Source organism: Streptomyces hokutonensis (assembly GCF_000376565.1).
GTDB classification, from domain to species: domain Bacteria; phylum Actinomycetota; class Actinomycetes; order Streptomycetales; family Streptomycetaceae; genus Streptomyces; species Streptomyces hokutonensis.
In genome coordinates this window covers 29,567-42,988 of sequence record NZ_BARG01000011.1, presented here as the reverse complement: position 1 = coordinate 42,988, position 13,422 = coordinate 29,567, and the positions used below count along the sequence as shown (strand labels likewise).

Here is a 13,422-nt window from a genome sequence, read left to right as displayed (position 1 = left end):
CGCCAAGTGTTTCCCCGTACCGGGCCGCTGAACTGCAAAGACCCGTACTCCTGTTGTGTCCTTCCGGCGTACGGCGCAAACAGCACGGGTATCACCAAACAGGCAGAAGACGGTACGTCAGCTGCCGTGGGTGAACGAGGAGTTGTGTACGTATGACGTGCTGGTACGAGGGCCCGTTGGCCGCGTTCGACACGGAGACCACGGGCGTGGATGTGGAGACCGACCGCATAGTGTCGGCCGCCGTCGTCGTCCAGGACGCCCCCGGCACCCGTCCCCGGGTCTCCCGGTGGCTGGTGAACCCGGGGGTGCCGGTGCCCGCCGGGGCGACGGCGATCCATGGACTGACGGACGAGCATCTTCAGCGCAACGGCCGCTGGCCCGCGCCGGTGATGCACGAGATAGCCGACGAGCTGGCCGAACAGGCCGCTATGGGACGCCCGTTGGTGGTGATGAACGCGCCCTTCGACCTGACCCTGCTGGACCGCGAACTGCGCCGCCACCGCGCGTCCTCGCTGGACCGCTGGTTCGAGTCGGCGGCGCTGCGGGTGCTGGATCCCCGGGTCCTGGACAAACACCTGGACCGCTACCGCAAGGGCCGCCGCACCCTCACCGACCTGTGCGCGCACTACGGCGTCACGCTGGACGGCGCGCACGACGCGGGCGCGGACGCGCTGGCCTCCCTGGAAGTCGTACGGGCCCTGGGCCGCCGCTTCGCGACCCGGCTGGAGCGCCTGACCCCCGCCGAACTGCACACCCTGCAGTCGACGTGGCACGCGGCGCAGGCCCGCGGACTCCAGGCGTGGTTCACGCGCAGCGGCACACCGGAGGTGGTGAGCACGGACTGGCCGCTCCGACCGGGCCTGGCCGAAGCGGCCTGACGGTGTGGGGGCACGCCCCCACACCTCACCAGGAGCCGCCGCCGGAGCCAGAACTCCCCGAGCTGGAGGCCGCGTTGGCCGCGGAGACGACGACAGCGGCCAGCAGGACGGGAAGTCCGGCCGCGATGCGATGGCCGTTCAGGACACCGCCGGTGACCACGAGGACGAAGACGATCGCGGCCAACGACCGTAGGTGGCGCCGCCGCAGGAACGGACACAGGGGCGTGCCCGGGACATGAAAAAACCGGCCCGCTGATGCGGACCGGCTTTCCCCGGTGGGCGATACTGGGTTCGAACCAGTGACCTCTTCGGTGTGAACGAAGCGCTCTCCCACTGAGCTAATCGCCCGGGAACGGACTGAACAATACAGGCCCGCGCCGGTTTCCTTCAAACCGCTTCCAGGTGTGCGAGCAGCCCGCGCCGTCCGGCCCGCATCATCAGGGCGTGGTTGAGGCGGAACACCGGCCGCCCGGGTACGGCGAACCACCTGAGCAGCGGCCGGTTCAGGTCGACCTCCTGGTCGTAGCGGGCGAGCGTGCCGGAGCCGTCGGCCGTGAGCGTCCAGCGCGCCCAGCCCTCCAGATCGCCGGTCATCGCGATCTCCAGCACCCCGGCGGCCGGATCGCGCCGCACTTCGCGCGCGGTGAAGGTCAGCGCGTACGGCAGGCTCGCGCGGATGCGGATGACGCCGGTGGTGTCGTCGAGCTGGTTCACCTCACGCACCTGCGGCCACCAGCGCGGATACTCCTCGGCCCGCTCCAGGACCGGGTAGACGACGGCGGGCGGCGCGGGCAGCTCCCACCGGGCGCGGAAGCGGTAATGGGTCCAGTCCATGGCGGGAGTCTGCCCATTCGACGGCCCGTCTCCCGGCAACCGGCGGTGTTTGAGTACGCGTACTCATGTCGTACGACGTGACGAGCGCCACACTCCGAGTCATGACGCCCATTCCGCCCCCGGCCGTGGAGTTGCAGATCCTCGATGCCGAGCTGCACCAACTGGACGCCCGCCGTGCGCAGTTGCTGCACCGCAGGGCCTGGCTGCTGACCATGCTTCAGCCCGCCTGGTCCGCGCCCGTACCGCCGCCGCCGCCGGCCGCGCAGCCCCGCCGCGAGGCCACCGCACCCGGTGTGCAGAACCTGCTGCTCGTGCTCGGCGGCATCCTGCTCGCCCTCGCCGCGACGGCGTTCACGCTGGTCAGCTGGGGGAGCATGGGGATCACGGGCCGGGCGCTGGTGCTCGGCGCGGTGACCCTGGCGGCGCTCGGCGCGCCGGTGGCGCTGCTGCGGCGGGGCCTGCGTTCCACGGCCGAGTCGATCGCGGGCATCGGTCTCGTCCTGACGGTGCTGGACACCTACGCGCTGCACGAGGTCGCGTTCCCGGGCGGGGACGGCGTCTCGTTCGCGGCTGCCGCGTCGGCGGTGCTCGCGGTGGTGTGGACGGCGTACGGCCTCGGGACGGCGGCGCTCCCCCGCCCGGCCGTCACCCGCACCGCCCCGCCCACCGCACCCGCCTCACCGACCCTTCTCCTCCCCCTCCCCGCCGCGCTCGCGGTCGCCCAACTCCCCTTGATCCTCTGGGCGATCGCGGCCGGCGGGGGCCTTCGTACGATCACGGCGGCGGTGCTGCTGACCGCCGCGATCGACATGGTTGTCGCGCTCCGGGCCACTCCGAAGGCCGTTCGTCTCGTCGCCGCTGGCGGCGCGTTCGGCATGGGTGGCTGGGGCGTGCTGGCGACCGGCCTCATCTCCCTGGATGCGACCGGTCCGGGCGCCGCCGCCCGTGCGGCGGCGCTCTTCGCTCTCGCGGCGGCGGGCGCGTTCGGCGCCGCGTGGCTCGCTCCGGGCCGTGGTCTGAGGACGAGTACGGCCGCGGCGGGTGGCCTGTTCGTGGTCGCCGCGCTCGGCGGAATGCTGCGCGCGGCGACGCCCGCCGACTGGACGGTTCCCGGGTATCTGGCGTGCGGAATCGCCCTGTTGGCACTGGTACGGAGCGGACTCCCCCAGCCCGTGCGCCACGGCCTCGGCTGGGCCTCCGGCATCACGCAGGCGAGCGCGGTGCTGTGGACGTTGCCCGCCGTCGGCGTCACCCTGCTCGGCCCGGCCGCGTGGCTGTCCCGCGCGTGGTCCGGCGCGCCCGGCGACGCTCGTGAAGCGGCGGCGACGGACACCTTCTGGCCGGCGCACGCGACCACAACTCCCCTGATCCTGCTCGCGGTTGCCGCAGTGCTGGCCCTCACGGTCCGCGCCGCCGCGTGGCGCCCCCAGGCCCTGACCGCCGCCCTCACCCTGACCTGGGCAGCGGCGCTCACCCTCCCGACCGCGCTGCAACTGCCGTACAACGTCGGCCTGTTGGTGCACGGAGGCACGGTCCTGGCCCTGCTCGTACTCAGGCACCGCGCGGCCACCACGCTCGCCCTGATCACCTCTCTCAGCCTCGCCTGCCTCGCCCTGCCCGCAGAGCCGGCCACCCTCTCCGTCCTCGCGTCACTGACCGCCGTGTTCGCGGCAGCCGCCTGGCGCGGGCGCCTCGCGCCGGCGTCCGCCGCCGCCTCCCTCGGCTATGCGACGGCCCTGGCCTGCGCGGTGGGCGCCTCCCTCGACTGGCAGCCACAGCACGTCGCGCTGCTGGTGCTGCTCGTACCGGCGACCGCCGCACTGCTCGCGGCACGCGTCACCGACCCGGCCACCACGAAGGCCATCGAGATCACCGGGGCTGCGTCGGCTCTGATCGCGATCGACCTCGCGACGGCCGAACTGCCCGTGCTGGCACTGGTATTGGCCCTGTGCGGGGTGATCGTGGCGGGTACGGCGATACGGCCCGAGCGCAGGAGTCTCGGCTATGCGGCCGCCGCTCTCTTCGTCCTCGCCAGTTGGGTGCGGCTGGGCGCGTGGAACGTCACCGACCCCGAGGCGTACACATTGCCGGTGACCGTCCCCGCGCTGTTCGTCGGCGCGCTGCGCAGGCGCCGCGACCCGAGCGCCACGTCCTGGACGGCCTACGGCCCCGGGCTCACCGTCACGCTCGCGCCGAGCCTCCTGGCGGCCTGGACGGACCCGCACTGGACGCGCCCCCTGCTCCTGGGCCTGGCGGCCCTGGCGGTCACCCTGCTCGGCGCCCGGCACCGCCTGCAGGCACCCCTCGTCCTCGGCGGCACCACCCTCGCACTGGACGCGCTGCACGAACTCGCCCCGTACCTCGCCCAGGTCGTCGGCGCCCTCCCCCGCTGGGCACCTCCCGCCCTCGCCGGACTCCTGCTGCTCGCACTCGGCGCGACCTACGAGCAGCGGATCCGGGACGCCCGACGGGTGCGGGAGGTGCTGGGGAGGATGAACTAGCCCTCGGCTAGGGCATCTTGTCGCTGAGAAGCGCCAGGTTCTCGATGGCGGCGAGGCCGTACAGCGCGGTGTCGTTCGAGGACACCCACGCGGCCTCGCTGCCCGGGACGAGGGTGACCGGACCGTTCAGCGCCTCCGTCTTCCACGGCGAGGTCTCCATGTAGCCGTCCGAGCTGTAGAACTTCGTCCAGGCCCGCTTGGCGAGCGTCGCGTCGTCGAGTTGTACGGCGGCGTAGGCGTCGAGGCGTGAGTGGCCCTGGAAGAGCAGCAGGGTGCCGAAGTTGGAGCCGTAGCGTGCCGCCTGTTCCGTCTTGGAGGCGTTGAAGTAGCGGCAGTAATCCATGTACACCTCCTTGAACCTGGGCATGTCGACGAGATAAATCAGCTCCGCGCAGAGCTCGTTGAGGCCGAAGACCGCCGAGAGGTGCGAGACGGAGACCACGGGCGCGGAGGCGACGGCGAACTTGCCGGTGTCCAGGTCGTACAGCCCGCTCCCCTGCACAAATCCGTTGGGCTGCGCGGCGATTGTCTCCATCGTGGACAGGACGCGCGCTTTCGCCTTCTCCCACTTGGGTCCCTTGCGCTCCCACTCGGTCAGCCACGCCGACACCAACCCGCTCCAGTCCGTGCCGAATCCGATCGACAGGGCGTGCCGGTCGGGCGTGTACGGCGCGGTGCGGATCTTGCGGATCGGGTCGAGGACGAGGAACGTCTCGTCGGAGTCGACGTTGGCCGCCATGAGGTCGCCGACGCGTTCGTCCGCGGTGAGGAAGTAGTAGTAGCGCCGGTAGGTGGTGTTGGCGATGCGCTGCTGCTTGGCGCTGTCGGCGTAGTGCTGGACACCGTGCCGGGTGCCCAACCCGGCCCACTGGCCGAGGTGGTAGACGTCGACCTCGCCGGTGTGCCGGGTGAGCGCCTCGGCGAAGCGGAAGATGTCCGAGCGGCCCGAGCGGAGGTACGCGAACCAGAGCCAGATGTCCGGCGACAGCTCGGAGTTGTCCCAGGCGTAGCCGCCGACGTCGTACCGCCACTGGTGGCGCACGGTGTCGTACGAGTGCATGAAGTCGCCGTAGTCCCAGAAGCCGTACCAACGGCGTTGCGCCACCTGGTCCTTGTAGTAGGTGAAGAGGAAGTCGAGGTGGTCCTCGATCTTCGCCTTGGCGGCGGTGGAGCGGTCGGGCTCGGAGTAGAGGCCGGGGCCGAACACCTTGGACTTGATCAACTGCGCGGGCGGGGCGGCGAGTTGCGGCAACACCCTTACCGCTTCGACCTGTTGGGCGAGGGTCTCCGGGGTCGGCGTCGACTCGTTGGCCCAGAAGAGGAGTTCGGAGGTGCGGGCGATGCCGTACGGGGTGCCGAACTCGGGTTCGTAGTCCTCGTAGGTGATTTCGAGGCCCTGGAGCTGTTCGGCGTACGTGTCCTGGCCCATGCCGTCGTGATAGAAGCGCAGATCCATGGGCTGGGCCTCGGGCGACCAGAGCCAGAGGGTGACCTCGGCCTCGTCGGTGTGGGCGTCGCGGATGTCGAGCTGCGCGGGGAACTTCTCCCAGAAGTCCCGCAGCCCGAAGGAGAATCCGCCGCTCGCCCCGCCGACGTACCCGAAGCCGGACGCGTGCCCGCCACCGCCGGCCGGGATCCAGCCGTAGCCCTTCGTGGTGCGCTTGCGCAGGGTGAAGCCGTCGGCGGAGAGCTGGGAGAGGGTGTAGTCGCCCCACTTGGGGATGTACTGGAGGCGGGTCGTGACCCGTTGGTCCCAGGTGGAGGGATCGGCGAGCTTCTGGCCCGCGTACTGGGCGGCCTGAACGGTCGCGCCCGGGTCGCGGCGCAGCCCGGTGATGCCCTGAACTGCCTCGCGCAGCAGGCCTGTTCCCTCGCCGCCGATGCGGATGTGGCGGTCGTAGGCCTGGTCCCGCATCGGCACGGTGAAGCGGACACCGAGGCCACGGATGAAGTCGCCGCTCGCCTTGCCGGGCTCCACGGTCCCGTCGAAGGTGATCGTGTGCACCATACGGAAGGAGTCGGCGCCCGCGTAGAAGTAGAGACGGATCGAGAACGGCAGCCAACTCCGGCCGCCCTTGCGGTGTTTGCCGTCGATGCAGACCACCGCCCTTACCGGGCCGCTTTGTTCGACGGTGACCTCGCCGATCACCCCGTCGAAGCGCTCGGTCTTCACCGCGCCCTGGTCCTCGTCCTCGATCTCGGGCTGACGGATGAGGACGAGCCGGCCGTTCTTGGCGATCTCCGTGCCGCCCCGGGTGACCGACTTGATGAGGGTGGAGCCGTTCTTTCCGAGCTTCGCGGTGATGACCCCGGTCGACACGTCGATGGTGCCGCCGCTCTTGTCGACGGTGACCTTCTTGTCGGGGGCGGCCGTGTCCCCGGCGGTGAGCGTGAGCTTGCCTGAGCCCGAACTCACCGCGTGGGCCGTCCACTTGAGGGATCCGTCGGGCCAGTAGGCGAGCGGCCAGGACTGCACGGGGACGGCCGTGCCCCCGGCGTCCGTCAGCGCGAAGGTCTGGTCCTCCTGGTATGCGCCCATCGGCCACGGCACACCGACGGTCGAACCGGGCGCGGCGCCGAGACCGCCGTCCTCCAGCCAGTCGAGGGTCACCGGATCGTCGTCGGCAGCGGCGGCTCTGGGCGCGGCCTGGGCGTCCTTCGCCCCTAGCGCCCAGCTGAACTGCGCGGCGGCTCCGGCGGCAGCGGCGGCCTTGAGGAGGGACCTGCGGGGAATGGGAGACATGGCCTGTCCTTTCCGTGCGGGTAGCGTTTTTCACGTCCGTCTGGTCAGGGGCATGACAGATAGAGATACGGCAGCGACTCGCTGCCGTAGAACCGCCCGTCAGCGGTGCCGGTACCGCTCCTCCACCGCGACGGCCGCCGCGGCGACGGCCCCCAGCACGGGGACCGCCAGCGGTGCGATGAGCAGGGCGGAGCAGCCGACGAGGACCAGTCCGCCGACGAGCAGGAAGGAGCCTGCGGGGTCGAGCACGGTCCGGCGGCCGGACTCGGCGAGCAGGGCCCGCCAAGTGTCCCCCGGCGCCCAGACCGCCGCGGCGCGCATCCCGGCGACGACGAGCCCGAGCAGCGCGAACACCCCGACGGCACCGACGAGCGGCCCACCCGGCAGTCCGGCGCGCACTGCGTGGACGTCCACCCACACCGCGGCCCCCGCGCCCCACCCGGCGAGCCCGACGACCCACCCGCCGTGCACCGCCGCACGGAAGTCCGCGACGAACTCCCGCCAGCCGCCGCCCACATGACCGGTACGGCGCCTCAAGTGCCGTGCCCCGGCGGCGAAGGCGGCGGGATAGGTGACAACTCCCGCCGACGCGACGGCGATCCACACCCCGGTGAGCAGACATTCGGCGAACACCCCGAACCGCTCGGCGAAGACCGATTCCTTCCGTGCCTTCACACGTGCTCCGGCCACCGCCTCAGCCCTTCAGTCCGGAGGTCGCCATACCGTCGATCAGGTACCGCTGGAAGGCGAGGAAGAACAGCAGCACCGGCAGCAGCGCGACGAGCGACATGGCGATCATGCCGCCGTAGTTGGCCGCCACTCCGTCCGAGTCGCGGAACATCATCAGGCCCAGCGAGACGGTGTACTTGCCCGGTTCGTTGAGGTAGATCAGCGGGCCCATGAAGTCGTTCCAGGCGTTGATGAAGGTGAAGATCGCGCTGGTGATGAGCGCGGGCCGGCACAGCGGCAGCACGATCGACCAGTAGATCCGCAGATGCCCGCAGCCGTCGAGGCGGGCGGCCTCGTCCAGCTCCTTCGGCAGGTTCCGCATGAACTGCACCATCAGGAAGACGAAGAAGGCCTCGGTCGCCAGGTATTTGCCGATGAGCAACGGGACGTAGGTGTTGACCAGTTGGAGCTTCTGGAACATCACGTACTGCGGGATCAGCAGCACGTGGTAGGGCAGCAGGAGCGTGCCGATCATCAGGGAGAAGAGCAGATTGCGGCCGGCGAAGCGGATGCGGGCGAAGGCGTACGCCGTCAGGGAGCAGGAGACGAGGATGCCGACGACCGAACCGAGGGCGTAGAAAAGGGAGTTCTCGAAGAAGGTCCAGATCTTGATGTCGGCTATGCCGTCGGCGAGGCCCTTGAAGTTGGACAGGATGGGGTGGCCCGGGAACAGCTGGAGGCTGTTGATGATGTCCTTGCTGGGCTTGAACGAAGCCCCGATGACCCAGATCACCGGATAGAGGATCACCGCGAGGATCAGCAGCGCGCCGAGATGCCAGACTAGGGAACCGGTGTGCTTGCGGCCGAGAGCCGGGGGCTTCGTGGTGGTGGCGCTCATCGGGCGTCCTCCTCGTAGTGCACCCACTTCTTCTGTGACCAGAAGAGGACGGCCGTCACCAGTGCCACGGCGAGCAGCAGCATCCAGGCCATCGCGGCGGCGAAGCCCATCTGGGCGTCCTTGAAGCCCTTTTGGTAGAGGTAACAGGTGTAGACGAGGGTGGCGTCGGCGGGACCGCAGTACGTGTTGGAGACGACGTAGGCCGAGCCGAAGATCTGGAACGAGTGGATGGTCTCCAGCAGCACGTTGAAGAACAGCACCGGGGAGATCATCGGCAGCGTGATGCTCCAGAAGCGGCGGAAGGGTCCGGCGCCGTCCATCTCGGCGGCCTCGTACAGCTCGCGGGGCACCTGTTTGAGCCCGGCCAGGAAGATGACCATGGGCGCTCCGAACTGCCAGACGGTCAGCGCGACCAGGCAGTAGAGGACCCAGTCGGCGTTGCCGACCCAGCCGCCGACATGGAAGCCGAGGAAGGACTGCGTACGGTCCACCACGGCGCCGTCGGAGAAGAGCGACCGCCAGACGAAGCCGATCGAGACGCTGGCGCCGATCAGCGAGGGGGCGTAGAACGCGGCCCGGTAGAAGGCCTGGCCGCGGCGGCTCTGGGCCAGCAGCAGGGCGACGCCGAGCGCGAGCAGCAGCTTCAGCGGGGTGCCGATGACGACGTACTTCGCCGTCACCTCGACCGACTTGCGCCACCGCGGGTCGTCGAACATCGCGGTGAAGTTGTCGAAGCCGACCCACTTCGGGCTGTTGAAGAGGTTGTAGTCGGTGAACGCGAAGTAGAGCGAGGCGACCATGGGGCCCGCGGTCAGCAGCAGGAAGCCCGCGATCCAGGGAGACATGAAGAGATAGCCGGCGAGGTTCTCCCGGCGGCCCCGCCGCCCCTTGGTGACGGGGGCGGCGGAGCGTGCCTTCCGGGTGGTGGGCACGGAGTCCTTGACGAGCGTCACGGCGGTTCCCATCAGGCTTGGAAGGCGGCCTGGGACTCGGTGAAGAACTGTTTCACCGCGTCCGTGACCTTGGTCTTGCCCTGGCCGAGGTCACCGCCGATGCGCAGGAAGGCGGCCTCGACGGTGTCGGCGCCGGAGGGGTGCGGGGTGATCGTGCCGAGGACGCCGGACTTGGCGGTGGTGTCCTCGTACTGCGCGATCTCCTTGCTCACCGTGTCGGTGGGCTTGAACGCCGCGTACTGCTCGGTGCTCGCCAGGATGCCGCGGTCGTAGCCCATGATCGTGCCGACCGCCGGGTCGTGGACCATGAAGTCGATGAACTGCGCGGCTTCCTTGGGGTGCGAGGTGTGGGCGGAGGCGCTCAGCATCAGGGAGGCGAGGTACTGGCCGGTGTGCTTGCCGTCCATGGTGGGGATCGGGGCGAGGCCGTAGGTGCTGCTGCCCTCCGCCGAGTAGCGGACGGTGAAGTTGTCCCAGGTGAACTCCGAGGCACCGTGCCCGGCCGAGAGCGACGACTTGGGCTGGTCCTGGGCGACGATCTTCGGGTCGGTGACGATTCCGGCCTTCACCCGGCCGTACCCGTCCGTCCACCACTCCGTCAGATCGGACTTGTCGAAACCTAGTCCGTCCTTCGTGAAGAACGCCTTGCCGTTCTGCCGGAGGTAGAGGTCGTACAGGTACATGATGGCGAAGTAGCCCGTGTCACCCGGGACTTTCGTCTTGTCGTGGATCGTCTTGAGGGCCTTGAAGTAGTCGTCCCAGGTCCAGCCCGTGGCCGGGTCGACACCCGCCCTCTCGAACACCTTCTTGTCGATGACCAGCGCCATGGTGTTGGAGCCGACCGGAACACCGAGCTGCTTTCCGTCGACCTCGCCGACCTTGGTGACGCCCGCACGGAAGTGATCCAGGCTCAGATTGCCTGCTTTTACCTGTGAGTTGAGGTCGAGAAGAATGCCTCTCCTGTCGTACTTCCGAAGAAATCCGACGGCGTTCTGGAATACGTCCGGAGGATTTCCGCCCGCGGCCTGCGTCTGGAACTTCTCCCAGAACGACTGATACGTCTGAAAGTCCGTCTTCACCTTGATCTTCGGATACTTCTTCTCGAAGAGCGCGATGGACTGATTGATCTTTTTCGCCCGCTCCTCGGCACCCCACCACGAGTAACGGATCGTCACCGTTCCGTCCGCGGACGTGCCGCCGTTGCCGCCGCAGGCCGTCGCGGCCAGCCCCAGCGTGACCGCCGAGACTCCGGCGGCCTTCAAGACCGTACGCCTCTCCACATTCGTGCCGGTTCCCATGACGGGCCCTCCCCGTAGCGTCGTTGCCACCTGCATGAATCGTTTCAAGTAAGCGCTTGCTGGCACAAGTTACGGAGGCCCTCGGGGTGCGTCAATGATTCGGACAGGAATTTCTTGTGGACCGGCTGAGCGCTACGACGGCACCGCCGGGCGCGCGGCGGGAGCGGCGGGGCGGACACCGCAGGTGAGGCGCCCGCGGTCGGCCGGCCGAACAGAAAGCCGTCTGCCGCACTCGCCGACGACCGGCCGAAAAAGGCCTGGCGGCCGGGAGTTGACCTCTCGTCACCGACGGGGGAACGACGACGGCCCGCCTGCGTGATCAGCAGACGGGCCGTCGGTTCGGGTGGGCGATACTGGGTTCGAACCAGTGACCTCTTCGGTGTGAACGAAGCGCTCTCCCACTGAGCTAATCGCCCGGACGCACGGAGAACATTACCCCATGTCAGCGGGTGCCTCGGACCAGCACGGAAAGGCACCCGGACGCCCGCCTGCGGATTACTGGTCCTTGATCTTCCAGGGCATCACGACGCCGAACTTCCAGATGTAGACGCCCACAAGGGCGACCACGATCACCAGGCCGACCGAGGTCAGGACGATGTTGCGGCGGCGCACGGCGGGGTCGAGCGCGCGCTGTGCCGCCTCGGTGACCTTGCGCTTCGTCCAGCGGAGCACCAGCTGGGCCCAGACGAACTCGGTCGCCCAGATCGCCATCCCGCCGAAGATCACCACCCAGCCGGGTCCTGGCAGTGGCAGCATGACGATGCCGGCGGCCACGACCGCGAGGCCGACGACGAACACGCCGACCTGCCAGCTCACGTGCAGCGCACGGCGTGCCTTGATGAATTCCGGCGCCTTGGAACCGAGCCCCCGCTCGTCCCGCGCCCCGTCCGCACTGGTCCCGTCCGGCGTCTCGTCCGCCGTGCCTTCCGACGCCACGACAACCTCACCCGGCCCGTCACTCCCCGTATTCATACGGACAAACCCTACCCGAGGGAAACCAGTCACCGGAATGGCCGCACCGAGCGATCGGGCTCTCGGCCGGAAGAGTTACGTAAAGGCACGCAAAACACTCAGAGGGGTTTACAACGGCACCGTAGGTGGCATGTCGATTTCGCCGACGTGCGAATCCCCGAGCGCACACTGAGCGAAAGGCCCTGGCGCTTATGAACACCACGGTCAGCTGCGAGCTGCACCTGCGCCTCGTTGTGTCGAGCGAGTCATCCCTGCCTGTCCCCGCAGGCCTGAGGTACGACACGGCCGACCCCTACGCCGTGCACGCCACCTTCCACACCGGAGCCGAGGAGACCGTCGAGTGGGTGTTCGCCCGCGACCTTCTCGCGGAGGGCCTCCACCGGCCCACCGGTACCGGCGACGTCCGTGTCTGGCCATCCCGTAGTCACGGCCAGGGCGTCGTCTGCATCGCACTGAGCTCTCCCGAGGGCGAAGCCCTGCTGGAGGCTCCCGCACGGGCCCTGGAGTCCTTCCTGAAGCGGACGGACGCCGCCGTGCCACCCGGCACGGAGCACCGGCACTTCGACCTGGATCAGGAGCTGTCGCACATCCTGGCGGAGAGCTAGCGCAAGGCCCCGACCCGAACCACCCGCGCCGTCCGAACTCGGGGAGACGGCTCGGGCGTGGACAACCGCATAGGGCACACACCGGCGCCGTCGCCGCGATTCGTCGCGGGGGCGGCGCCGGTGCGTGCGGTGCCCGTTCCCGGCGACTCTCCGTAGTCCGGGGAACCGTGCGGGACACGAAGGCGTTCATAGAGGCAGGGGCCGTCCTCCGGGAAGCCACTACCATCGGCCAGCATCGGCGGGCGCCCGCCCGACCCCCAGGCCAGGGAGCTAAACGTGCTGATCACCCACGACACCCGGTGTGCCCTCGACACCGTGGTGGATCTGGTGAACACCGCACCGGAGGACGCCGCGGCGCCGGACGGACTGTCGGACGTCGCGCTGCTCGCGGATTTCGTACGAAACCACGAGATCAGCGATGTCGGCGTGCTCTCCGAGTTCGACCTCTCCGCCGTGCGCAAGATCCGCGGCCGGTTCACGGCGGTCTTCTCCGCGCCGGACCCCCGGACCGCCGCCGGACTGATCAACGACCTGGTCGCCGCCGCGGGCACCACGCCCCGCCTCACGGACCACGACGGCTACGACTGGCACGTGCACTATTTCGCGCCCGGCGCCTCGGTCGCCGACCATCTCGCCGCCGACTGCGGGATGGCGCTCGCGTTCTTCGTGGTGGCCGGCGAGCAGGAACGGCTGCGCCGCTGCGAGGCCCCCGACTGCAGGCGCGCCTTCGTCGACCTCTCCCGGAACCGCTCGCGCAGATACTGCGACAGCCGGACCTGCGGAAACCGGCTGCATGTCGCCGCGTACCGGGCCCGGCGCAAGGAAGCCGCGGGCTGAGGGTGGCGTCTCTCGATGAGGTCGTGGCCCCCGGCGGGTGACGTCGGGGACCACGAGTACGGCTCACAGCATCAGCAGGTCGTGCAGCGAGGCCATGAGCAGCAGACACCCGATCACCGCAAGGAAGATCATCAGCGGTGGCTGGGAAAGGGCGAAAAGGCAGCCGCGCGGCTCGTCCTTCGGCGGCGCGGCGTCGCTCTGTGTCGTGTCCAGCATCTCGCCGCGATGATGACG

13 protein-coding genes and 2 tRNA genes are annotated in these 13,422 nt (G+C 69.4%); 4 read left to right on the top strand and 11 right to left on the bottom strand.

Annotation, left to right across the window (positions count from 1 at the left end):
- Nucleotides 1-152: 152 nt before the first annotated feature.
- On the top strand, nucleotides 153-878 hold the full coding sequence (locus tag SSP08S_RS04345) for a 3'-5' exonuclease (protein WP_019066347.1): 726 nt from the start codon (nucleotides 153-155) through the stop codon (nucleotides 876-878).
- A 25-nt stretch (nucleotides 879-903) separates the two neighbouring features.
- Here the strand turns inward: SSP08S_RS04345 and SSP08S_RS61585 are convergent, their stop codons facing one another.
- From SSP08S_RS61585 to SSP08S_RS04330, 3 genes are all read right to left on the bottom strand, one after another.
- On the bottom strand, nucleotides 904-1,062 hold the full coding sequence (locus SSP08S_RS61585) for a hypothetical protein (protein WP_019066346.1): 159 nt from the start codon (nucleotides 1,060-1,062) through the stop codon (nucleotides 904-906).
- Between the two features lie 92 nt (nucleotides 1,063-1,154).
- Nucleotides 1,155-1,226 (bottom strand) — tRNA-Val (locus SSP08S_RS04335).
- Between the two features lie 39 nt (nucleotides 1,227-1,265).
- On the bottom strand, nucleotides 1,266-1,712 hold the full coding sequence (locus SSP08S_RS04330; RefSeq protein WP_019066345.1) for an SRPBCC family protein: 447 nt from the start codon (nucleotides 1,710-1,712) through the stop codon (nucleotides 1,266-1,268).
- Nucleotides 1,713-1,777: 65 nt separating this feature from the next.
- Here SSP08S_RS04330 and SSP08S_RS04325 point away from each other — a divergent pair, with 65 nt between their 5' ends.
- The gene (locus SSP08S_RS04325) at nucleotides 1,778-4,213 is read left to right on the top strand and encodes an SCO7613 C-terminal domain-containing membrane protein (RefSeq protein ID WP_019066344.1); all 2,436 of its coding nucleotides are present in this window, start codon (nucleotides 1,778-1,780) and stop codon (nucleotides 4,211-4,213) included.
- 7 nt (nucleotides 4,214-4,220) lie between these two features.
- Here SSP08S_RS04325 and SSP08S_RS04320 read toward each other — a convergent pair whose 3' ends face one another.
- From SSP08S_RS04320 to SSP08S_RS04290, 7 genes are all read right to left on the bottom strand, one after another.
- On the bottom strand, nucleotides 4,221-6,956 hold the full coding sequence (locus tag SSP08S_RS04320) for an exo-rhamnogalacturonan lyase family protein (protein WP_019066343.1): 2,736 nt from the start codon (nucleotides 6,954-6,956) through the stop codon (nucleotides 4,221-4,223).
- A 99-nt stretch (nucleotides 6,957-7,055) separates the two neighbouring features.
- A complete protein-coding gene (locus tag SSP08S_RS04315) occupies nucleotides 7,056-7,646 on the bottom strand; it encodes a hypothetical protein (protein WP_026178171.1) in 591 nt (196 codons plus the stop codon).
- 4 nt (nucleotides 7,647-7,650) lie between these two features.
- Nucleotides 7,651-8,523 (bottom strand): carbohydrate ABC transporter permease, encoded by an 873-nt coding sequence (locus tag SSP08S_RS04310; protein WP_019066341.1) that lies wholly within the window; start codon nucleotides 8,521-8,523, stop codon nucleotides 7,651-7,653.
- Complete coding sequence (locus tag SSP08S_RS04305) at nucleotides 8,520-9,488, bottom strand: carbohydrate ABC transporter permease (RefSeq protein WP_019066340.1); 969 nt, start codon at nucleotides 9,486-9,488, stop codon at nucleotides 8,520-8,522. Before SSP08S_RS04305 ends, SSP08S_RS04310 begins: the two co-directional genes overlap by 4 nt.
- Entirely contained in the window at nucleotides 9,488-10,774 is a 1,287-nt protein-coding gene (locus SSP08S_RS04300; RefSeq protein WP_019066339.1) for an ABC transporter substrate-binding protein, read from the bottom strand. The genes SSP08S_RS04305 and SSP08S_RS04300 overlap by 1 nt, the downstream gene beginning before the upstream one ends.
- A gap of 344 nt (nucleotides 10,775-11,118) precedes the next feature.
- Nucleotides 11,119-11,190: transfer RNA gene (locus SSP08S_RS04295), tRNA-Val, on the bottom strand.
- Between the two features lie 79 nt (nucleotides 11,191-11,269).
- The gene (locus tag SSP08S_RS04290) at nucleotides 11,270-11,746 is read right to left on the bottom strand and encodes a TIGR02611 family protein (RefSeq protein WP_026178169.1); all 477 of its coding nucleotides are present in this window, start codon (nucleotides 11,744-11,746) and stop codon (nucleotides 11,270-11,272) included.
- Nucleotides 11,747-11,937: 191 nt separating this feature from the next.
- On the opposite strand from SSP08S_RS04290, the gene SSP08S_RS04285 reads away from it, so the two are divergent.
- Entirely contained in the window at nucleotides 11,938-12,351 is a 414-nt protein-coding gene (locus SSP08S_RS04285; protein WP_004002642.1) for an SsgA family sporulation/cell division regulator, read from the top strand.
- A gap of 276 nt (nucleotides 12,352-12,627) precedes the next feature.
- Nucleotides 12,628-13,188: a CGNR zinc finger domain-containing protein gene (locus SSP08S_RS04280; RefSeq protein ID WP_019066337.1), complete on the top strand. Its 561-nt coding sequence runs from the start codon at nucleotides 12,628-12,630 to the stop codon at nucleotides 13,186-13,188.
- A 63-nt stretch (nucleotides 13,189-13,251) separates the two neighbouring features.
- Here SSP08S_RS04280 and SSP08S_RS62465 read toward each other — a convergent pair whose 3' ends face one another.
- Entirely contained in the window at nucleotides 13,252-13,404 is a 153-nt protein-coding gene (locus tag SSP08S_RS62465) for a hypothetical protein (RefSeq protein ID WP_019059824.1), read from the bottom strand.
- Between the last annotated feature and the right edge of the window lie 18 nt (nucleotides 13,405-13,422).

Coding starts and splice junctions, on each gene's coding strand:
- SSP08S_RS04345 (WP_019066347.1), top strand. CDS start 153: ATGACGTGCTGGTACGAGGGCCCGTTGGCCGCGTTCGACACGGAGACC.
- SSP08S_RS04330 (WP_019066345.1), bottom strand. CDS start 1,712: ATGGACTGGACCCATTACCGCTTCCGCGCCCGGTGGGAGCTGCCCGCG.
- SSP08S_RS04325 (WP_019066344.1), top strand. CDS start 1,778: ATGTCGTACGACGTGACGAGCGCCACACTCCGAGTCATGACGCCCATT.
- SSP08S_RS04320 (WP_019066343.1), bottom strand. CDS start 6,956: ATGTCTCCCATTCCCCGCAGGTCCCTCCTCAAGGCCGCCGCTGCCGCC.
- SSP08S_RS04310 (WP_019066341.1), bottom strand. CDS start 8,523: ATGAGCGCCACCACCACGAAGCCCCCGGCTCTCGGCCGCAAGCACACC.
- SSP08S_RS04305 (WP_019066340.1), bottom strand. CDS start 9,488: ATGGGAACCGCCGTGACGCTCGTCAAGGACTCCGTGCCCACCACCCGG.
- SSP08S_RS04300 (WP_019066339.1), bottom strand. CDS start 10,774: ATGGGAACCGGCACGAATGTGGAGAGGCGTACGGTCTTGAAGGCCGCC.
- SSP08S_RS04290 (WP_026178169.1), bottom strand. CDS start 11,746: ATGAATACGGGGAGTGACGGGCCGGGTGAGGTTGTCGTGGCGTCGGAA.
- SSP08S_RS04285 (WP_004002642.1), top strand. CDS start 11,938: ATGAACACCACGGTCAGCTGCGAGCTGCACCTGCGCCTCGTTGTGTCG.
- SSP08S_RS62465 (WP_019059824.1), bottom strand. CDS start 13,404: ATGCTGGACACGACACAGAGCGACGCCGCGCCGCCGAAGGACGAGCCG.